At 72.2% G+C, this 19,699-nt stretch carries 14 protein-coding genes and 2 pseudogenes; 7 read left to right on the plus strand and 9 right to left on the minus strand.

Going from position 1 to position 19,699, the window contains the following annotated elements; genetic code table 11:
* Window position 1 precedes the first annotated feature (1 nt).
* The 3 genes from AC27L3_RS26435 to shc all read right to left on the minus strand — a co-directional run bounded on the left by AC27L3_RS26435 (window position 2) and on the right by shc (window position 3,604).
* Window positions 2-907, minus strand: a complete 906-nt coding sequence (locus AC27L3_RS26435) for a UbiA family prenyltransferase (protein WP_487236568.1) — start codon at window positions 905-907, stop codon at window positions 2-4.
* The gene (locus tag AC27L3_RS26440) at window positions 904-1,644 is read right to left on the minus strand and encodes a methyltransferase domain-containing protein (RefSeq protein WP_487236569.1); all 741 of its coding nucleotides are present in this window, start codon (window positions 1,642-1,644) and stop codon (window positions 904-906) included. The genes AC27L3_RS26435 and AC27L3_RS26440 overlap by 4 nt, the downstream gene beginning before the upstream one ends.
* A gap of 100 nt (window positions 1,645-1,744) precedes the next feature.
* Window positions 1,745-3,604 (minus strand): squalene--hopene cyclase, encoded by a 1,860-nt coding sequence (gene shc, locus AC27L3_RS26445; RefSeq protein ID WP_487236570.1) that lies wholly within the window; start codon window positions 3,602-3,604, stop codon window positions 1,745-1,747.
* 140 nt (window positions 3,605-3,744) lie between these two features.
* On the opposite strand from shc, the gene AC27L3_RS26450 reads away from it, so the two are divergent.
* Complete coding sequence (locus tag AC27L3_RS26450) at window positions 3,745-4,884, plus strand: FAD-dependent oxidoreductase (protein WP_487236571.1); 1,140 nt, start codon at window positions 3,745-3,747, stop codon at window positions 4,882-4,884.
* 147 nt (window positions 4,885-5,031) lie between these two features.
* Here AC27L3_RS26450 and AC27L3_RS26455 read toward each other — a convergent pair whose 3' ends face one another.
* The gene (locus AC27L3_RS26455; protein WP_487236572.1) at window positions 5,032-5,517 is read right to left on the minus strand and encodes an allene oxide cyclase barrel-like domain-containing protein; all 486 of its coding nucleotides are present in this window, start codon (window positions 5,515-5,517) and stop codon (window positions 5,032-5,034) included.
* Between the two features lie 676 nt (window positions 5,518-6,193).
* On the opposite strand from AC27L3_RS26455, the gene AC27L3_RS26460 reads away from it, so the two are divergent.
* Both AC27L3_RS26460 and AC27L3_RS26465 read left to right on the plus strand, forming a co-directional pair.
* Window positions 6,194-7,042 (plus strand): aldolase, encoded by an 849-nt coding sequence (locus AC27L3_RS26460; RefSeq protein WP_487236573.1) that lies wholly within the window; start codon window positions 6,194-6,196, stop codon window positions 7,040-7,042.
* 2 nt (window positions 7,043-7,044) lie between these two features.
* Window positions 7,045-7,992 (plus strand): dihydrodipicolinate synthase family protein, encoded by a 948-nt coding sequence (locus AC27L3_RS26465; RefSeq protein WP_487236574.1) that lies wholly within the window; start codon window positions 7,045-7,047, stop codon window positions 7,990-7,992.
* Between the two features lie 9 nt (window positions 7,993-8,001).
* Here the strand turns inward: AC27L3_RS26465 and AC27L3_RS26470 are convergent, their stop codons facing one another.
* Window positions 8,002-8,598 (minus strand): helix-turn-helix domain-containing protein, encoded by a 597-nt coding sequence (locus AC27L3_RS26470; RefSeq protein WP_487236575.1) that lies wholly within the window; start codon window positions 8,596-8,598, stop codon window positions 8,002-8,004.
* Between the two features lie 469 nt (window positions 8,599-9,067).
* Here AC27L3_RS26470 and AC27L3_RS26475 point away from each other — a divergent pair, with 469 nt between their 5' ends.
* The 4 genes and pseudogenes from AC27L3_RS26475 (at window position 9,068) to AC27L3_RS26490 (ending at window position 14,543) form a co-directional block, all read left to right on the plus strand.
* Window positions 9,068-10,327, plus strand: coding sequence for a GH25 family lysozyme (locus AC27L3_RS26475; protein WP_487236576.1), 1,260 nt, complete (start codon window positions 9,068-9,070; stop codon window positions 10,325-10,327).
* Window positions 10,328-10,613: 286 nt separating this feature from the next.
* Window positions 10,614-10,913, plus strand: a pseudogene (locus AC27L3_RS26480) (helix-turn-helix domain-containing protein); the annotation flags it as partial.
* Window positions 10,914-11,000: 87 nt separating this feature from the next.
* A pseudogene (locus AC27L3_RS26485) lies at window positions 11,001-12,236 on the plus strand (ATP-binding protein); the annotation flags it as partial.
* 339 nt (window positions 12,237-12,575) lie between these two features.
* Complete coding sequence (locus AC27L3_RS26490) at window positions 12,576-14,543, plus strand: WD40 repeat domain-containing protein (RefSeq protein ID WP_487236606.1); 1,968 nt, start codon at window positions 12,576-12,578, stop codon at window positions 14,541-14,543.
* A 19-nt stretch (window positions 14,544-14,562) separates the two neighbouring features.
* Here the strand turns inward: AC27L3_RS26490 and AC27L3_RS26495 are convergent, their stop codons facing one another.
* The 4 genes from AC27L3_RS26495 to AC27L3_RS26510 all read right to left on the minus strand — a co-directional run bounded on the left by AC27L3_RS26495 (window position 14,563) and on the right by AC27L3_RS26510 (window position 19,655).
* Window positions 14,563-15,030 carry a hypothetical protein gene (locus AC27L3_RS26495; RefSeq protein WP_487236577.1) on the minus strand — a complete coding sequence of 156 codons (468 nt, stop codon included), beginning with the start codon at window positions 15,028-15,030 and terminating at the stop codon, window positions 14,563-14,565.
* A 207-nt stretch (window positions 15,031-15,237) separates the two neighbouring features.
* Window positions 15,238-16,647, minus strand: coding sequence for an extracellular solute-binding protein (locus tag AC27L3_RS26500; protein ID WP_487236578.1), 1,410 nt, complete (start codon window positions 16,645-16,647; stop codon window positions 15,238-15,240).
* Window positions 16,648-16,708: 61 nt separating this feature from the next.
* Window positions 16,709-19,297, minus strand: a complete 2,589-nt coding sequence (locus tag AC27L3_RS26505) for a substrate-binding domain-containing protein (protein ID WP_487236579.1) — start codon at window positions 19,295-19,297, stop codon at window positions 16,709-16,711.
* Window positions 19,284-19,655, minus strand: a complete 372-nt coding sequence (locus AC27L3_RS26510; protein ID WP_487236580.1) for an effector-associated constant component EACC1 — start codon at window positions 19,653-19,655, stop codon at window positions 19,284-19,286. The genes AC27L3_RS26505 and AC27L3_RS26510 overlap by 14 nt, the downstream gene beginning before the upstream one ends.
* Window positions 19,656-19,699: the final 44 nt, after the last annotated feature.

Genomic DNA, 19,699 nt, shown 5'->3' on the forward strand with positions numbered 1-19,699 from the left:
TTTAGATCCACGCTCCCGTCGCGAAGAGGACGAAGTCGGCGATCATCAGGTAGTACAGCCAGGCCCAGGAGATCATCGACGGGCCGATCCGGGACCGGGCGACCGCGCCGGCCAGCACGGCGGCCCACGGCAGCGTGAGCAGCGGCAGTAGCAGGCCGGCCGCGTGCAGGCGCCGGGCCAGTGCGGCGTCGACCAGGTAGAAGCCGGCCAGGCAGCCGCCGTACAGCAGCTTGGTCACCGTCGGGCTGACCACGTGCGGCAGGGTCGTCTTGCCGACCGCGGCGTCCTTCTCCGTGTCACGGGCGTTGTTGTGGAGCATCAGCGCGGCGAACAGGAATCCCGGGCCCAGGGCCGCGAGCAGCAGGGTGGCGTCGATGCGGCCCGCGTTCAGCCAGGCGAGGATCAGGGTGACGCCGAAGCCGGTGACCACGAAGTCCAGCAGCTCGCCCAGCGCCCGGTGGCCCAGCGGCCGCGGGCCGCCCGCGTAGCCGAAGTAGGCGAGGTAGCACAGGGCGATCAGGGGCAGGAGCCACCAGGTGGTGGTGGCGGCGAGCACGGCGAGACCGGCCCAGGCGAGAGCGAAGCAGCCGAGTCCGGCCAGCCGCAGCCGGTGCATGTCCAGGCCCTGCGCGAGGGCGCTCTCGGGGCGGACCCGGTCCGTCCTGTCCAGGCCGCGCACGTAGTCCTCGTAGTCGTTGACGTAGCGCCGGCCGACGCAGTCGGGTACCAGGACGAGCAGGGTCAGCGCCACCTTCCAGGGCTCCAGCGGATGGACCTGGCGGGCGGCGGCCACCGCGTACAGGCCCTGCAGCACGATGACCAGGACCAGCGGCGGTCCGGCGGCCACCAGCCAGGCCCGTGGGCCCGGTCGTATCCGGCCGGACGCCGCCGCGGACCCTGCCGTCACCGTGCGCCTGCCGGGGCCGGCAGGCGCTTGGTGCCGATCGCCTGGAACATCACGTTGGTGGAGCGGGTGGGGACCATGGGGACCGTCGAGCGGAGCTTGAAGAACCACGGGATGAGCGCGCGGGCCTGCGGCCACAGCCCGTACAGGCGCAGTTCGACGCCGCCGAGCGCGGCGGTCTGGGCCAGGCGCAGGCGGTTGACGAAGAGCCGGTGGTCGTGGCAGCCCTTGGGGGCCATCCCGGGCAGCGGAAGGTTCTCGGTCAGTGTGACGATGAGGATCCGGGCCAGGAAGGTGTCGGCGATGGTGTCGAGCAGCAGGGTCCCGCCCGGGCGCAGGATCCGGCAGCACTCGGCGACCACGGCGTAGGGGTCCGGGACGTGTTCCAGGCACTGGCCGGCGACCACGACGTCCACGCTGTCGTCCTCGAACGGCAGCGTGGCCACGTCGGCCAGGACCGTCTCGTCGACTCCGTGGGCGGCGGCCACCTCCAGCGAGCGCTTGGACTGGTCCACGCCGATGTGCCGGTAGCCCTTGCCGGCCAGGTGCGGGTGGAGCAGTCCGCCGCCGCAGGCGACGTCGACCAGCCGGGCGCCGGGCCGGTCGGCCGGGGGGACGAGCTCGCCGCGCTTGGCCGCGATCCAGCCGAGCGCGGCGAAGGGGCCGCGCGGATCCCACCACTGGTCGGCGAGGTCGTCGTACTGGGTCAGGTCGTTGGCCTTGACTTCGGGCTTCCTCACAGGACTCCGTTCCTGGTCGTCGCCGGTGGCCGGGGGCGGCGCCGGCTCGGGGCCGGCGCCGGGGGCGGGGTGGGACGGCGCCGGTGGCGGGGGCGCGGCGTCAGCGCTGGTAGCGCCCGAGCGCCATGACGGGGAAGAGGTGGCGGTACAGGGGATAGCTCATGTAGAACTGCCGCGGCAGGACGGTGCCGGTGAACGGTTCCTCGTCCCAGCCGCCGTCCTCCCGCTGGGCCTCGACCAGCCATGCCAGCCCCCGGTCGACCCGGTCGTCGTCGGCCGGCAGGCCGGCCGCGTGCAGGGCGAGCAGCGCCCAGGAGGTCTGGCTGGGGGTGGACGGCCCGCGGCCGCACCAGGCCGGGTCGTCGTACGAGCGCAGGCTCTCGCCCCAGCCTCCGTCGCCGTTCTGGTGGTCCGTCAGCCAGTCGACCGCGCGCCGCACCGGTGGGCTGTGCGGCGGGATGCCGGCGCTCAGCAGGGCGGTGACCGCCGCTCCCGTGCCGTAGAGGTGGTTGGCGCCCCACCGGCCGAACCAGGAGCCGTCCGCGCCCTGGTGGCGTACCAGCCACCGCACGGCGGACCGGGCCCTGGGGTCGGCCGCCAGGCCCTGGCGGGCCAGGCTCTCCAGGGCGTGCGCGGTGATGTCCGGGCAGGGCCGGTCGTTCAGTTCGGTGAAGTCGAGGGTGCTGAGGCGGGAGGCGATCCAGGAGGTGTTGTCCGCGTCGTAGGCGGCCCAGCCGCCGTCCGAGGACTGCATGGCCAGCAGCCAGGACGTGCCGCGGACGGTGGCGCCGCGCAGCCGGGCGGCCTCGGCGGGGTCGGGCGCCGTCACCCGGGAGAGCGCCTCGATGACGACTGCGGTGTCGTCGCAGTCGGGGAAGGCTTCTTCGGCGAAGCCGACCGACCAGCCGCCGGCGGCTCGTCCGGGCCTGGCCACGGCCCAGTCGCCGTGCCTGGTGACCTCCTGGCCGGCGAGCCAACGGGCGGCTCGCAGCAGCGCGGGGTGGTCGGCGCCGAGGCCGGCGTCGGTGAGTGCGCTCACGCACAGGGCGGTGTCCCAGACCGGCGTGGGCATGCAGTTCATCCGGCGGACGGGGCCGTCGGCGCTCTCCTGCCAGACGGCGAAGCCGTCCAGCCCGCGCAGTCCGGCGCGTATCGCGGGGTGCTCGGCGCCCAGGCCCGCGGCGTGCAGGCCGAGCAGGCAGAACACCGAGGCCACGTTGCAGGCCAGCCAGGCGCCGTCCGCCTCCTGGCGGTCGGTGATCCACCGGACGGCGCGCTCGACCGCCCGGCGGCGCGGCAGGCCGAGCGCATGCTCGTTGTACCAGCCGATGGCCCGGTCCATCGACCGGAGGGCCCGCGGCAGCGCGGTCGGGGCGGGGCGGCCGGTGCGCAGTTCGTCCGTGCGGAAGCCCGGGTCGTGGCAGGGCCGGGAGCGGTGGACCAGGCCGAGCGGCACCATCGTCAGCCGGGCCCAGGTGGACAGCCGGTACAGCGAGAGCGGGGCGCGCGGCGGCAGCAGGACGGCCTCGGTGAGCACGGTGGGCACGGCCTGCCAGTCCTCCTGGCCGAACAGGGCGAGCCACAGGTGTGCTTCCAGCCGGCAGCGTTCGGCGCCGCCCCGGGCGCGGACGAAGCGGGCCGCGGCCGCCATGTGCGGTTCCTCGGGGCCGTCCCCGGCCAGCCGCAGGGCGAGGTAGGCCTCCACGGTGGTGGACAGGTCGCCGGGGCCGCCGGGGTACAGGCCCCAACCGGCGTCGGGCAGTTGCCGGGAGCGGATCCAGCGGGCGGTGGCCGCGAGGATGCGCTCGTCGCGCACGCCCAGCAGCTCGCGGATGAAGAGGTCGACCGCGTCGACCATCACGTTGGCGTCCGGGCAGCGGGACCACCAGCCCTGCGGTTCCTGGATCGACAGCAGGTGGTCCACTCCGCGGGAGACGGCCGCCTTCAGATCAGTGCGCACGATAGTAACCCTCGGTATCTGGACTGCAGGCCAGTAACGGGTGGGACGTGACACTCCGGAGCTCGCGTTCGTACTATAAAAGCACTGGTACCGCACCGCTCCCACCCGTCGGCGTCTTCACAACTGGGGGGTCATCTTCCATGCGGTTGCTGGTAGTTGGTGCGGGAATCGGCGGTCTGGCGCTCGCCCGGGGAGCGCTCGCGGCAGGCCACCACGTAACCGTGCTGGAGCAGGCGCCGAGCCCGCGCACCACCGGCTCGGCGATCACTGTCTGGAGCGGAGGAGTCGGCATCCTGCGCGCGCTCGGGGTCCGCACCGACGGGCTGGGCGCACGCATCGACCGGCTGCAGACCCGGACCGACGCCGGGGAACCCCTCTACGCCATCGACGTCGGGCATGCGGCCCGCCGGCTGGGCCACCCCAGCATCACCGCACCGCGCCGCGACCTGCTCGCCCGCCTCGCCGACGGCCTGCCGGAGGGCACCATCGCGTACGGGCGCCGGTTCGTGCGGGCCAAGGAGGGCGGCTCCGGCGTCCAGGCCGTCCTCGCCGACGGCGGCACGGCCGAGGGCGACCTGCTGATCGGAGCCGACGGCCACCATTCCGCGGTGCGGCGGCACTTGTGGGGCCAGGACCCGACCGTGCCGGCCGGCTGGGCGACCTGGCAGGGCCTTGCGGATCATCGCTGCCGGATCACCGGTCCGCACCAGGGGCTCATGATCAACGGCCGGGCCGGCTTCTGCGGACTGCTGCCCGCCGGGCCGGACACCGTGCAGTGGTGGTTCAGCTTCCCGTGGCGCCCCGGCGCGCCCGACGTACCCGCCCTGCCCCGGCTGCGCGAGCGCTTCGCCCACTGGGCGGCGCCGGTGCCGGCCGTGCTGGAGGGCCTGCGGGAGGCGGAGATCGAGATGTTCCCGCACCACACCCATCGGGTGCGCCGGGTCTGGGGCACCGAGCGCTCGACCCTGCTCGGCGACGCGGCCCACACGATGCCGCCCATCGTCGCCCAGGGCGCCAACCAGGCGCTGGAGGACGCCTGGGTGCTCGCCCGCCTGCTCGCCCACCGGCCGGCGAACCTCACCGCGGCGCTGCGCCGCTACGAACACCTCCGCTCCCGGAGGGTCTCCCCCATCGCCCGGCTGGCCGCCACCGAGTACACCTACCGCTACCACCCGCCGCGCTACGACCGCCTGGTGCCCGGCCCCCTGGTGACCCGGGCGTACGCGCGCTGGCTGTACGCCACCAGCGACTATCTGCGCGGCCGCCGGCGCTGGCGGTAGCCGCCGGCGCTCGGTGCTCCGGTGCTCCGGTGCTCCGGTGCTCCGGTGCTCCCGTGCTGCGACGCTCGGCGCTCGGCCCTCGGGCGCCTCGAACGACAGCGCCGCACGGGGCGACCAGGTAGTCCCGCTCCCCGGTCGCTGCTGCCGTCAGTGCAGGATTTCGGCCCGCAGCCTCTCGTTGGGCGTGGCGATGTCCCAGTACCGGGCAGAACCCCGCGCGTCGCGGTAGGCGCCGGTGCCGCCGGTGATGGCCATGTCGAGCGTTTTCTCTCCGCTCACCCCGAGCGACTGCATCGTCAGGGAGCCACCCTCGAGTTCCACGGTGAGCAGGCACTGCTTCGTGAGTTTCGCGCCGTCGACATGAACGACCTGACATGTCCCGCCGCCGCGTCCGATCGTGCGGCCGTCCCTGACGACGCTGCCGGAGTAGACGTCCATGTCCCCCAGGCTCGGCCCTGCCGGGCCGAGGTCGGTGGCCGCGTACTGATCGTTGCGGACCTTGAGGTCGAGGACCTCGACAGGGCTCTTCTTCGGGGTATCGGCATCCGCTCCGTCGATGGTGCAGACGCCGACCGCAGCGGCGGTCAGCGATACGGCGACGAACCTCGTGAGCGCCGCCCGTGTGATGCGCATTCCCCGCAGTTTCCCCCGCCCGCTCCGATGCCCGGCAGCGGATTGTGGACTGCTGCTGACCATGATGTGTGCTCCCCACGGTGATCTTCATGTGCGAACAACTCGACGCTATGGCTGCCGAGTCGCCCTGTCTAAGATCAATATCGTCATGGCGTCATGTTCCGGGAGGCATGGGTCGAGCCCCGGGCGGCGGAGCCGGCGCGCTCACGCCCAAGGACCCCACGCCGGACAGCGGCGCCGCCCGGGCCCCCGGCAGCTGCAGACCGCCGGCCGGACGGGAGCGAACGACAGCCACAAGCGCCGCATGCGACGCCGGCGCGAGCCCGCCCGGCGGTTCTTCCGGCGGCTCCGAGCCGGCGCCACGACGCCGGCCGGCAGGGATGACGAGGGGCACAGGGCAGTGGGCCGCACAAGCATGGGATTCCCTCACCTCGACGTGTTCTCATGCGGCTCCCCTCGGGTGGTGCCGGGTGTACCGCTGCATGCAAGCAGTTCAGCCGCCGCGGTCGCGGCAGTCGAGGGGTTTCCCGGTTTCCTTCGTCCCGAGTCCGTAGGGAAACCCGCGCTGAGCTGCGGAAGTCGGTGACATCGGAGCCCTCCGGCGCGCAACGGCTCGATGCCGCTCCAGGCGGCCGTTCCCGAAAAGGTTGACCCTGAGGACACAAGGTGTCCTATAGTGAACTCACGTTTCCTGCTGGGCTCCGGAAGGACGTTCCCCATGGCCGACACCCTCGCCACCGCAAAATCCGAACTCGTTGCTCTCGCCCACCGCCGCATGCGCGAGACGATTCCCGACACCGACTGGACACCCCGTCAGAAGCTCGCGCTGACCTGCCGGATCCTCTTCGACGCAGGACACGACTCCGGACTGGCCGGGCAGATCACCACACGGGCCGAGCAGCCCGGCACGTACTGGACGCAGCGGCTCGGGCTGGGCTTCGACGAAGTGGCCGAGGACAATCTGCTGCTGGTCGACGAAGACCTCGACGTCCTTGAGGGCATCGGCATGGCCAATCCCGCCAATCGCTTCCACAGCTGGGTCTACCGCGCCCGGCCGGACGTCAATTGCATCATCCACACACATCCTTTGCACGTCTCGGCCCTGTCCATGCTGGAAACACCTCTGGTCGTCTCGCACATGGACACCACTCCGCTTTTCGAGGACTGCGCCTTTTTGGAGAACTGGCCCGGCATTCCCGTGGGGAACGAGGAAGGCGAGATCATCTCGGCCGCCCTGGGCGACAAGCGCACGCTGCTGATGGCCCATCACGGCATGCTCGTCACCGGGCGCACCGTGGAGGAGGCGTGCGTGCTGGCTCTGCTCCTGGAGCGGGCGGCGCGGCTGCAGTTGCTCGCCTCGGCCGCGGGTACGGTACGGGAGCTGCCGGCGGCGCTCGCCCGGGAGGCCCACGACTGGGTGTCGGTGCCCAAGCGTGACCAGGCGTCCTTCGCCTACTACGCCCGCCGCGCGCTGCGCTCCCATCCCGACTGCCTGACGGCTGCCGGCGCGAAGGCCGGTGCCTGAAGATGACTCCCACCGACCTGCAGGGCATCATCGCCTACCCGGTCACACCCTTCGACCGTGAGCACGGGTCGGTCGACACCGCCGCTGTGAGCTCGCTGGTCGATCGGCTGGTGACGTCCGGCTGCCATGCCGTAGCCCCGCTGGGCAGCACGGGAGAGAGCGCGTACCTGGACGACGAGGAGTGGCGCACGGTGGCCCGGGCCTCGCTCGAAGCGGTCGGCGGGCGCGTACCGGTCGTCGTGGGCATCTCCGATCTGACCACGGAGGGCGCCGTTCGGCGGGCCCGCTTCGCCGAACGGGCGGGCGCGAGCGCGGTGATGGTGCTGCCGGTGTCGTACTGGAAGCTCGGCGAGCGCGAGATCACCGAGCACTACGCGCGCATCTGCGCGGCCGTCGGCGTACCGGTGATGGTCTACAACAACCCGGCGACCAGCGGCACCGACCTGTCCCCCGAATTCCTGGTGGGGCTGTGGGAGAAGTTCGAGAACGTCACCATGGTCAAGGAGAGCAGCGGCGACGTGCAGCGCATGCACCGGATCGCCCAGCTCTCGGACGGCCGGCTGCCCTTCTACAACGGCTCCAACCCCCTGGCGCTGGCAGCCTTCGCGGCGGGTGCGGCCGGCTGGTGCACCGCGGCGCCCTGCCTGGCGCCGGGACCGGTGCTGGAGCTGTACCGGGCGGTGCGCGCCGGGGATCTCGCCGCAGCGCAGGAGGTGTTCCACCGCCAGCTGCCGCTGCTGCAGTTCCTCCTCGCGGGCGGGCTGCCCGCCACCGTCAAGGCGGGCATGGCCCTGCGCGGCTTCGACGCCGGGGACCCGCGCAGGCCCCTGCTGCCGCTGGAGGCGCAGCAGACCCGGCGGCTGGCGCAGATCATGGAGTCGCTGCAGGCGGCGGAGGCAGTGAGGTCGGCGCAGGGCAGAGGTGGGACACCGGCTGTACCTGCGGGGTGAGTCGCGACCTCAGGAGGTCGTGGACGAGGTCGCCGCGCCGGTCGCCGCGCCGGTTGCCGCGCACGGTTCGTCGTGGATGACGACGAGCACCGCGGCGCGCCGCTCGCCCACGCTCCGCGAGCGGTGGGGCACCTCGGCCTTGAAGTACACGCTGTCGCCGGGCCCGAGCAGCACACTGCGGTCGGGGAAGACCAGCTCCATCTCGCCCTCGTGGACGAAGAGGAACTCCTCCCCCGCGTGGGACTTGAACGACGTGTCGTCGGCTTCGAGCGGCGGGCGCATCATGAAGGGGGCCATGGCCTTGCCGCTCACGCCCGTGGCGATGCCCTCGTAGTGCGTGGCACCGGCGGCCCCCGGTGCCGCCGCCACAGGGGTGCGCTCGCCGGCCCGTACGACGGTGATCAACTCGGGTTCGACCTCCTCGGCGAAGAGCCGGCCAACGTCCACACCCAGCACGCGGGCCAGTTTCATCGCCGTGGAGATGGAGGGCACGCTCAGGCCGCGCTCCACCTTGGACAGGTAGCTCTTGGTCACCCCGGCCTGCTGGGCGAGGGCTTCCAGACTCAGCCTGTTCTGCTTGCGCAGCAGTCTCAGTCGGGTGCTCATCGAAGGGGCCTCGGGCAGGAACGCATTGGCTCATTATCCCCCAGGTGTGCCACCGGTCGCCGGGGCGGGGATCCGCAGGTCGATGCCTGATCCGTTTGACCTCCGTCACCAGGTTCATGGCGTCCGTCGTGATCGCATGGGCCGCCCCGGGCTCCGGCAGGCCGCCCTTCGTGGCCTCGCCCCGAGAGTCCAGGGGCCCGCCCCGTCCCACGGCCACCTCATGGGACCGGGTGCCTCCGCAGGTCATGGCGTGCGTGTCCCTCGTCGTGCCCTGGGATCCGCCCTCCGTTGGCGGCGTTCGTTCGATTCGCCACAGTCATGCCGACTCCGGGCACACCGCCCGGACAACAGCGAGGGAACCGGTGGCCCGGGCCGCCGTGGCGCAGCGCATCCAGCCGCCGGAACCGGCACAGCCCGGCGCCGGGGTCGTCAGCCGCGGGGGAACGGGCTCGTCTGAGGAGCCGTCCGTATGAAGTCGTCGACATGGGCCTGGCGCGTGGCAGCGCGCCGACCGGCCGCCCTGCTCATGCTCTTTCTGCCGGCCGTCATGGCCGTCCTCATGCAGCCTCATGTGGCGCGGGCCGATAGACCCATGGCTCGCGCCGCAGGTCTTCAGGAGAGCCATCGCGCCGGATCGGGTCTGCCCGAGCCGGCACCCGGACCGGTGCCCGCGGTGCGGGCGGCGGTGCGGGGGCTCGATGTCAGCGGGCATCAAGGGGTGGTGGACTGGTCCGCCGTCGTTTCGGCGGGTGCCTCGTTCGTCTATGTGAAGGCGACAGAGGGCCTGACGTACCGCAACGAGTTCTTCGCACGGCAATACGGGGGTGCTGCCGATGCCGGGCTGGTGCGCGGCGCCTACCACTTCGCCCGGCCCGACACCTCCGGCGGCGACGCCCAGGCGGACGCCTTCCTTGCCGGTGGCGGGCAATGGAGGGCGGACGGGCGGACGCTGCCGGGCGCACTCGACATCGAGGGATATCCCGGGGCCGGCGTCCCGGCCTGCTACGGGCTGACCCCGGCTGCCATGGTCGACTGGATCCGCGCCTTCGCCGACCGGTACCGGGAGCGGACGGGCCGGTACCCGGCCCTGTACACCAACGCTCCATGGTGGTCCCAGTGCACCGGCGACTCCCGGATGTTCGGCACCACGCTGCCTCTGTGGGTCGCGAACCACAACGGCACCGCCCATCCCCTGCCGTCCGGCTGGTCCTCCTACGCACTGTGGCAGACCGCGGAAGCCGGGCCCTTCCCCGGCGATCAGGACGTCTTCAACGGATCGCTCCAGGATCTCCGCTCCTTCGCCGAGGGCTCCTACACCCCGCCCCCGACCGCCGGCTGGCCCCTGATCGCCCAGGGCAAGCGCGGCCCGCAGGTGGCCGCGGCCCAGTACCTGCTCAACGCTCGAGGCGCGGCCCTGGATCCGGACGGCGCATTCGGGCCCGCGACCCGGGAGGCCGTCACAGCCTTCCAGCAGTCGGCGGGGCTCTCCGCGGACGGCATCATCGGACCGAAGACCTGGCAAGCTCTCGTCCTGACGGTGCGGTCCGGTTCCAGCGGGCCTGCCGTGAAGGCGGTCCAGCACCTGCTCGACAGCCACGGCTCGACGCTGGCAGTCGACGGCATCTTCGCAGCGGCGACCCGCACTGCGGTCGTCGCCTACCAGGCAGCCTGGCGGCTCGAAGCCGACGGCGTCGTCGGCCCGGCAACCTGGCAAGCGCTCCTTTCCTGAGCTTGCCCGTGGACATTGCACCGTGGTTTCGGCGTCGAGGAGGGCGGTGGACCGGCGTCCACCGCCCTCCTCCTCTGCGGGCAGAGCCACCGGGGCACCGGGAGGTGCTCAAGCCCCTGACGGGTCATTCGCAGGGGAGGCAGAGTTCGGTCGGGCGGCGGGTGGCCGCGGGTTGCGTACCGCGGGCGGCTCCCTCTGCTCCGCGGGCTCCCCCACGCGTGAAATGGTTGAAAGCGCACATAGCTCGGCTTCTGCGCTCCGCGCCTGATGAGATGATTCCTCCTCAATGCAAGTAAGCACGCGCACAGCGGGCAGATGCGCACGCACTCGGGTCATCAGGAAAGGCCATGCGACAGTGATCGAGGGGGCAGCGCCCTGCAGGGGAGTCGATGACGGCCGGACGGCTGTTCCGGGCCCGCCCGGGGAGCAGTTGCGGCGCATGCGGCGGGAGCGGGGGGTGTCGCTGCTGCAGCTGTCGAGGCTCGCCTTCTACAGCAAGAGCTACCTGAGCCGGGTCGAGAACGGTGACAAGCCGCTGACCCTGGGGCTGGCCCGGGCGTGCGACCAGGCGCTCGGGACGGACGGGGCGCTGGAGGAGCTCGCGCGGGCGGCGAATGCCGGGGCGTGCCGCGGGGGGCGGTCCGCGGACACCGATGTCTGTCCGTACCCGGGGCTGTCCTCCTTCGGGCCCGAGGACGCGCAGTGGTTCTTCGGGCGCGAGGAGGCCGTGGCCGAGCTCGTCGCCCGGCTGGCCGAGCGGCTCGCCGGCCGCGGTCGCGGCCCGCTGACGGTCGTGGCGCCGTCCGGTGCCGGCAAGTCCTCGCTGCTGCGGGCGGGGCTGCTGCCGGCCCTTGCCCGGGGGGCGCTGCCCGTACCGGGCTCGCAGGCGTGGCCGACTGTGGTGATCAGTCCCGGTGAGCGTCCTTGGGAGACGCTGCTGGTCCGGCTGGCGGCCGTGTGCGGTGTCGGCCGGCAGGAGCTGGCCGACGCGTGGAGCGCGGGGCCGGAGACGTTCGTCAAGCAGGTGGGGGCGGGGCTCTGCCCCTCCGTCGGCCGTTCCGCTTCGGGCATGACCGGTCTGGTGGTCGTTGTCGACCAGTTCGAGGAGGTCTTCGCGCTCTGCCGGGACGGCGAGGAGCGGGCTGCCTTCATTGCCGCCCTGCTCGCGCTGTCCCACACGAGTGGGGGCGAGGACCGGCCGTGTGCCTTGGTCGTCCTCGGTGTACGAGCGGACTTCTACCATCATTGCCTCGCCGATCCCGGCCTGGCTCCGTCCCTGCAGCGGGGGCAGGTGGCCCTGGCGCCGATGGACGAGGGGAAGGTGCGCGAGGTCATCACCGGTCCGGCGCGGCGGTCCGGGCTGGCCGTGGAGGCCGGGCTGGTGGAGATCCTGCTGCGCGACGCGGGGCTCGGGCCCGGCTCCCCCGGCCGGGGCGGGGGCCTGCGGCCCGGTGCTCTTCCGTTGCTGTCGCACGCCCTGCTGTGCACGTGGCAGCACCGTGAGGGGGCGTCCCTGACGGTGGCCGGGTACCAGCTGACGGGGGGCATATCCGGTGCGGTGGCGTCGACGGCCGAGCGTGCCTACCAGTCGCTGACCGCCCCTCAGCGGGAAGCGGCCCGTCACGTCCTGCTGCAGCTGGTCAACGTCGGGGAGGAGCAGCAGGAGACCGGCCGTCCCGCACGACGGGCGGACCTGCTGCAGGTGGCCGGAGAGGGTTCCGGGGACGCCGCTGCCGTACTGGAGGCCTTCACCCAATCCCGGTTGCTGACCCACGACGCCGACCGCGTGGAGCTCGCTCACGAGGTGCTGTTGTCCGCCTGGCCCCGGCTGCGCCGGTGGGTCGACGACGATCGTGCGGGGCTCCGCGTCCACCAGCGCCTGGCGGAGACGGCCGCCGTGTGGGAGGCGGAGGGCCGCGACGGCGGGCTGCTCTACCGCGGTGGCCGCCTCGCCGCGGCGCGGGAGTGGGCGTCGGCTCCGGGACGCGTCGTGCCCGGCTCGGCGACCCGGGCGTTCCTCGACGCCAGCATCCGCCACGACGACGCGAAGGTACGGGCACGGAAGCGCCGTCTGAGGCGGTTGCGAACGCTGACCTCGGTCCTCACCGTGCTGCTGGTCCTGGCGTCGACCGCCGGGGCGCTGGCCTTCCAGCAGTGGCGCACGTCCCAGAGCAATCACCGGCTCGCCCTGTCGCGCGAGTTCGCCGCCCGGGCGGAGCTGCTGGCCCGGGAGTCCCCCGAGGCCGCGATGCTCTCCGCGCTCACGGCCTACCGGCACGCGCCCACCGTGGAGGCCCGCAGCAGCCTGCTGAGCACCTACGCCCGGCATCACGCCGACGACTTCAACGGCCACTCGGCCACCGTCAACGCCGTGGTGTACTCCCCCGACGGGCGCATCGTGGCCACCGGGAGCGACGACCACACGGTCAAGCTGTGGGATGCCGCTTCGGGAACGGTGCTGGCCACGCTCCGGGGGCACACCCACAGCGTCAACGCGCTCGCGTTCTCGCCCGACGGACGGACCCTCGCCTCCGCCAGCCATGACCGCAGCACCAAGCTGTGGGACGTCACGACGCACCGGGTGCTCGCCACGCTCACCGGCCACGAGGGCGGCATTCTCGGTGTGGCCTTCAGCCCCGACGGGCGCGCCCTGGCCACCGCCGGGCACGACCGCACGGTCCGGTTGTGGGACACGGCGACGTACCGGCAGACGGCCGTGCTGACCGGGCACACGCAGCAGGTGATGAACATCGCCTTCTCCCCCGACAACCGGACGCTGGCCACCGCGTGCAACGACCACACGATCAAGCTGTGGGACACCGCCACCTTGACGGAGTCGGCGACCCTCGAAGGGCACACCGACTCGGTGATGTCCGCGGCCTTCTCCCCCGACGGCCGGACGCTGGCCAGCGCGAGCGCGGACGGCACCGCGCGCCTGTGGGACGTGGCGTCCCGCCGGCCGGTGGCCGTGCTCACCGGCCACACCGCAGTGGTGGCCCAGGTCGCCTTCCTTCCCGACGGCCGCACCCTGGCCACCGCGAGTCACGACCGCACCATCCGTCTGTGGGATGCAACCGGCCACGAGGCGACGACCACGTTCACCAGCGAACTGCCCGTCAACGGGGTGCAGGTCAGCCCCGACGGTCGTCACCTTGCGACCGTCTCGCTGGAGGAGCCCGGCCCCGGCACTTCCGCGGGTGCCTCCGGGGAACCGCCGCGGGCCGGTATATGGGACATCGCGTCGAGCACGATGACGACCGCGCTCGGCACGCGGGTCATGCCGCGTCAGGTGGCCTTCTCCCCCGACGGGAAGGTGCTGGCCGTCGGTGATGCCAAGGGTGTGGTGAGCCTGTGGGACGTCCGCAGCCACCGGCCGGTCACCGCCCTGTCCGGGCCGTCCGAGGCCGTCACCGGGCTGGCCTTCGCCCCGGACGGCCGGACCCTGGCCGGCGCCGGTGCGGACGGGGCCGTACGCCTGTGGGACACCGCCACCCGGCGTACGAAGGCGATCCTCTCCGGTCACGTCCAAGCCGTGCTCGCCCTCGCCTTCAGCCCCGACGGCCGTTTCCTCGCCACGGCGGGCGCGGACCGTACGACACGCCTGTGGGATGTGGCGTCGCGGCGCTCGGAGGTCGTCGTCAGCGGGGACAGCGATGAAACGGTCACCCTGGCCTTCAGCCCCGACGGCCGCACCCTGGCCAAGGGCAACGCCAACGGCACGGTACGGCTCCTGGACGTGGCCTCCCGCCGCCTCGTCGCGGTCCTGCCCGGGCAGTCGGCCACCACATGGGCCCTGGCGTTCAGCCCCAACGGCCGTATCCTCGCCACGGCGGGATCGGAGGGCACCATCCGCCTGTGGGACACCGCCACCCGGCGCCGGATCCGGACCCTGACGGGTCACACCGGGGTGGTCAAGGCCCTGGCGTTCTCGCCCGACGGCCGCACCCTGGCCAGCGGCAGCGCCGACCGCACGGTCCGGCTCTGGGACACCGGCGATCACCGTACCGTCGCCACCCTGACGGGTCACGACGACGCCGTGGTCTCCCTCGCCTTCCCGCCCGACGGCCGCACGCTGGCCACGGCGAGCTCGGACCGGACCAGTCGCCTGTGGGAACTCGACCCGGACGACGTCGCAGGCCGCGTCTGTGCCCTCAGCACCGCCCACGAGTGGCACGACCTGCTGACCGACCTGCCTCCCGGGACGCCCTGTCCCTGATGCCCGGCAGCCCCTGCGGTCAGCCGATGCCGATCGGCGGCGTTCCCGTGCCCGGCTTCATGGTCTTCTCCACCAGGGGCACCTGAAGCTCGCCGGACTTGTCGTGGAACGACAGGACGGCACGCGCGGGCGTGCTCCTGTCGATGGTCCGGTCCGTCCACTCGACGAAGGCGGCATGCCGCGCGCCGTCGCAGCGCAGCTCCCTCTTGGTCTTCGTCGCCTTCAGGTACGTGGCGGGCGCGGGGACGGGCGGGAACGAGGTGAGGGTGACGTCCAGGCGCTCGGTCGCCGCCGTGCAGGCGTAGTCGAACGAGACGAGCACCGAGGGGATGGTCCCCTGACCGATGAGGATCTTGTCGATCGTCGCGGACGGCGCCTTGGCGGCGGCCTTGGCCGTAACGGCGGCTGCTGCAGGGGAAACCGCTGCGGCGAGAGTGGCCGAGACCAGTGCGTAGGTGGCAACGGCGCGAAGGGTCGTGCGCTTCACGGAGGAACTCCTCAAAAGGGTCAGGAGAAGAAGACGGTCCGGCACCCGGCCGGCAGACAACAGCTCACCGCTTGCGGGGCCATGGGGGAAGGGTTGCCCCGTTCCCCGTCATGGTGGGAAACCCGGGCAACCGCAGCGCCCCGGCGGGCGGAGCGGGAGACATCGCTGCGGGGGTGGGTGGGCGAGGTGTGAGCGGCTGGTTGTCGCTCAGCTGCTCGGCAGGACCTTGCGGAGTTCCTCGTGCAGTTCCCTTGCTGCCGCCTCGTCGGGCATCGACCGTGCCTGCGCCGCCGTGTGGAGGCGGTTCAGCTGCGTGGTGAAGGCGTGGGTGAAGGCGCCGTAGAACGGGGTGCGGGGGCGGAGGGTGGCGGTTTGGAGGGCGGGCAGGAGGGTGTCGTGGGCGTACAGGGGGCGGTGGGAGGGGTCGCGGGGCATGTCGGCGGCGTTGCCCTCGGAGTGGGCGGGGGCGCTCGGGGAGGCGCGGTCGCCGTCGCAGGAGACGGCCGGGTCGGTGTAGGCGGAGGTGCGGGTGGCGGCGAAGCCGGCGTCGAGCAGACAGCGTTCGCTGGTCCTGTCGGTGAGGAATGCGACGAGTTCCCTGGCCTTGGCGATGCGTTCCTGCGTCATGGCGGGGTTGGCGGCTATGGCCAGGTTCTGGCCTCCGAGGACGGCTCCGGGCAGGGGTGCGACGCCGAGTTTGCCGCTGCCGAGTGCGGTGTGCAGGGTGCGGTAGGCGTAGGGCCAGTGGCGCAGGAAGGCGGTTCGGCCTTCGGCGAAGTCCTTGAGGGTGCCGGCCTCGTCCGAGTCGAATGCCGAGTCGAGCGTGTGGGCGCTGCCGGTGCGGCGGCGGAATTCGGCTATGCCTCGGGTGAGGTCGGCGGGGGTGGCGGTGTAGTCGCCGTCGTCGTCGGTCAGGTGGACGCCGGCCGAGGCGAATGCCTCGGTGCCGTTGACGGTGAGGCCCTCGTAGGGGCCGAGCTGGCTCGTCCAGGCGCTGCGGTAGTTCTTCGATTTCTCGGTCTTGTCGGCGCGGGCCCAGGCGTCGACGCCGTCCATGAGGGAGGCGACGTCGTTCCAGGTCGCGTCCTTCTTGGTGAGGGCGGTGAGCTTGCTCTCCTCGATTCCGGCGCCGTCGATCAGGTAGTCGCGGCGGTAGTACAGCAGGCCGACGTCGCTGTTGTAGGGAACGGAGTAGACCTTGCCCTTCCAGCGGGCCGTGGCGGCGGCCTTGTCGATGACGTCGCCGTCGTCGACGAATTCCGGCGGTAGTTCCCTGACGAGGCCGGCGGCGGCGAATTCGGCGACCCAGGTGACGTCGAGGTTGACGATGTCGTAGCCGGCGCTGCCGGACTGCAGTGCGGCGAGGAGCTGGCTTCGTTGCAGGTCGGCGGAGCCGGGCAGGATGACGGCCTGGGCGCGGTAGGGGGAGTGCTGTTTTTCCTGCAGGGTGTTCCATGCGTCGACCAGGTGTTTGCGGATGCCGTTCTTGCCGGTGACGTCCACGCCGGTGGCGATGACGAGCTGGGTGCCGGTGAGCGGCCGTACCGAGGGCGGTCCGGCCTGTTCGCCGTTGCCTTCGCCCCCGGTGCAGGCCGTCGTCGCGCCCAGAAGGAGCACGGCGGCGCACATCCACCGGCAAAGCGTCTTTCCGTGCCTCATGGTCCTTCCCCCGTCGTGCTTACTGGCGGCCCTGTGCCACTTGGGCGATCTCGGCGTCGAGCCCCTTCGCGAGGTCGCCCCGGCCATCAAGACACGTCCCTCCGCTCGCTTCGGCCACGCGCAGGTCCAGGCGGTCCTTGAGGCAGCCGCCGGAGTCGAACGACACCATGGTCACGGGCACTTTCCGGTCGCGCACGAAGGCCAGGAGGTCGTTCTGCCGGGCGGCGTCCAGGCGGTCGTTGTCCTCGTCGTCGGTGAGCAGGACGACGAGCTGGGGATGGCCGTCGTCCTCGTCGCCGCGGGGCATCCTGTCCAGTGCCGCGCGCAGGGCGCCGCCGATGTCCGCTTCCAGGTTCATCTGCGGTGTGGCCGCGTCGATCTTCCGTCCGGCGTCGGCTGCCTTTTCCTGCTCGTTCTTGTCGGCCGTCCTCGACCAGGATCCGTGCGTGCCGAAGGGCAGGAGTTCGCGGTAGGGGGGATCCGATCCGGCCGAGGCAACGGACCACACGCCGAAGGTGTCGTCGGGGCCGAAGCGGCTCAGCGATTGTTTGAGGATTTCGCGGGCGCCGTTCGGTCCGTCCCACCACCGGCTCATGGATCCCGAGCTGTCCAGGAGGAAGGAGACCCGACTGGCGGCCGTGGCCTGCCGGTGCTTTTCGAGGGTGTCGCTCGCCTCGTCGACGCTCAGGGCACGCGGCAGGGGCGACGGCGGCGTGCTGCGGAACGCTTCGCCCTGGAAGATCGTGCGGCCGTCGTCCGAGGTGAGCCAGGCGTGGAATCGCCGGACCGCCGCCTCCCGGTCGCTTTCGTCCCGGCGGGCGCCGTTCCAGCGGACGTGGACGAACACCGGGTCGAGCGCGGGTACGTCGTCGGGGTATTCCGCCACCCGGGTCACGCCGGTCTCCCCCGCGCAACTGCGGTACTGGGCGAGGGTGGGTTCGGCCGCCAGGACCGCGGTGCGCCGGTCGGTGGCGCGTTCCTCGGCGGAGTTCCCCCGGGCCAGTGCGCACACGAGGTCCCGTCCCGTCGGCGCGGGCCGCCCCTGGCGGCGCTGCCCTCGTTCGACGGTGCGCGGCGCGTCGGTGCGGTAGAGGCCGAGGGCCGCGGCCAGGCCGGTGTCGGTGAGTGCGGGGTCCGGCCGCCGTACCTCGGCCTGCTGGTTCTTGGCTCTCATGGCCGTCATCAGTTCGGCGAGTTTGCGGCCGGTGCGTGCGCCCGCGTTCTCGGCGAGCTGTTCCGGCAGGAGGAGCACCATGGGCGCGTAGGCGAGCGGTTTGTTGTCGGATTCCAGGGTGAGCACCGACGACTGGTTGCCCGCCTCGTCCTGGGCGCGCCGTGCGGCGGCCGAGGACGCGGGGATCCACACGTCGGGTTGCGGGCCCACGGTGCCGACGGGGTTGAATCCGGCACGGCCGACGTGTGCCCATTCGCCGTACTGGGTGCGGAAGGCCTCGACGGTCTCGGCAGCCCCCGCGCTGTAGACCGTGACGCCGGTGCGGCGGCAATGGTGTTCGTCCGTGTTGGCCCGGGAGGCGACGAAGCCGTCCGCGGCCTTGCGGGTGACCGGCAGCAGGTCGGGATCGGTGAGGACGCGCAGTTCGAGGGGCGGGTGGTTCGCGCAGGAGGCGGCGGGGCCCTCGCTCTTCGCATCGCCGGTGAGCAGCCACCACAGGACGGTTGCGGCAGCGGCGGCCACGGCGGTCATCAGCGTGGCGAGGATCAGGCGACGGCGCCCGGACGGGGGTGCGGTGGCGATGCCGGTTTCCCGTACCGTACCGGCTCCTTCCCCGGCTTCGGCTCCGTCCGGGTTTGCGGTGCCGTCGCCCGGTTCCGGTGGGCGGGCGAGGATCTCGGCGGTCGCGGTGTCCTTGTGGCAGGCCTGGGGGCTCCAGCGCTTGCGGCCCACGGTCTGCCTGTCCTTGAGGCGGGCCGCGAGTCCTTCCTGCAGGGCCCCGAGGCCGACCGGTCCGCCGCCGTCGCCGACGCCCTGGGCCAGGAACCGTACGAGTTCCGCCGTGTACGGGGTGGGGGTGGCGGGGTCGCCGGCGTCGATGCGCTGGTTCTTCTGGACGGCCAGCAGCAGCGCGATGCGCTCCTGGTCCTGCTCGTCGAGTTCCTCCCAGGCGCCGGCGGCGTTGCCCGCGTAGCAGCAGTCGAGGATCACCACGGTGCGGCGGGGCCGCCGGACGCCGGAGGAGAGGCGGTTGAGCACGTCGTCCCAGCGGACCCAGCCGGGAAAGCTGGGACCGCCGTGTTCGACTTTCGCGTCGCGCAGGCCCAGCAACAGCCGGCCGTGGCTGTTCGTTCGCGTGTCGACGATGCCGTGCCCGGCGAAGTAGACGAGCAGCAGTCCGTCGGTGTGGTCCCGTGCGTGGCCGAGGCGGCTTTCGAACTTCTCCAGCCCCGGGGATTCGAGCAACTCGATCGCGTCCTCGTCGAAGACGCCGCCCGCACGCAGCACTGCGCGCAGCTGCTCGAGATTGTGCCGGACGGCCGCTATGTCACCGAGGTCGTCCGCGACTTCCAGCGGTCTTCCGCTGGAGTACTGCGTGACTCCGACGAGCAGGGCACGGTTGCGCTGCCGCCCGTGCGGCTCAGGACCCGCCATCGTGCTGATCCCGCTCGTCGTCCAGTTCTGCCCGGAACTGCGGCGGATCCTGGTCGCCGAGGGCCCGGCGGCTCGTACGCCATTCCTTGATGGAGTCCGCCACCCGGCTGACGAGCGTGGCCGCGACCGCCGAACCGCTCCAGTCGACCACGTGGAGCACGATGTCCAGCAGCGGCCCCATGGGCGCGCCGCTCTCCGCGCGCCGCGGTGCACGCTTGACCTGTACCTGGCCCTTGAACTCCGGCTCTCCCTTGAGCCATGCCTCCAGCGACGTGACGTCTCTTTCCTGCACGTGGTCCCCGGGTGCGGAAATACGCACGATGCGCCGTAATTCGCCCTCACACTCGCCCTGCGCCATAAGTGGACATGGTGGCACGGAGCGTGTCGGTCGAGGAGAGGTGT

This window comes from Streptomyces sp. PKA51 (genome assembly GCF_057552455.1).

Bases quoted from the DNA above. Each gene is read 5' to 3' on its own strand.
- AC27L3_RS26470 (WP_487236575.1), bottom strand. From the start codon at position 8,598: ATGAGCACCCGACTGAGACTGCTGCGCAAGCAGAACAGGCTGAGTCTG.
- AC27L3_RS26475 (WP_487236576.1), top strand. From the start codon at position 9,068: ATGAAGTCGTCGACATGGGCCTGGCGCGTGGCAGCGCGCCGACCGGCC.
- AC27L3_RS26465 (WP_487236574.1), top strand. From the start codon at position 7,045: ATGACTCCCACCGACCTGCAGGGCATCATCGCCTACCCGGTCACACCC.
- AC27L3_RS26510 (WP_487236580.1), bottom strand. From the start codon at position 19,655: ATGGCGCAGGGCGAGTGTGAGGGCGAATTACGGCGCATCGTGCGTATT.
- AC27L3_RS26490 (WP_487236606.1), top strand. From the start codon at position 12,576: ATGCTCTCCGCGCTCACGGCCTACCGGCACGCGCCCACCGTGGAGGCC.
- AC27L3_RS26450 (WP_487236571.1), top strand. From the start codon at position 3,745: ATGCGGTTGCTGGTAGTTGGTGCGGGAATCGGCGGTCTGGCGCTCGCC.
- AC27L3_RS26505 (WP_487236579.1), bottom strand. From the start codon at position 19,297: ATGGCGGGTCCTGAGCCGCACGGGCGGCAGCGCAACCGTGCCCTGCTC.
- AC27L3_RS26455 (WP_487236572.1), bottom strand. From the start codon at position 5,517: ATGCGCATCACACGGGCGGCGCTCACGAGGTTCGTCGCCGTATCGCTG.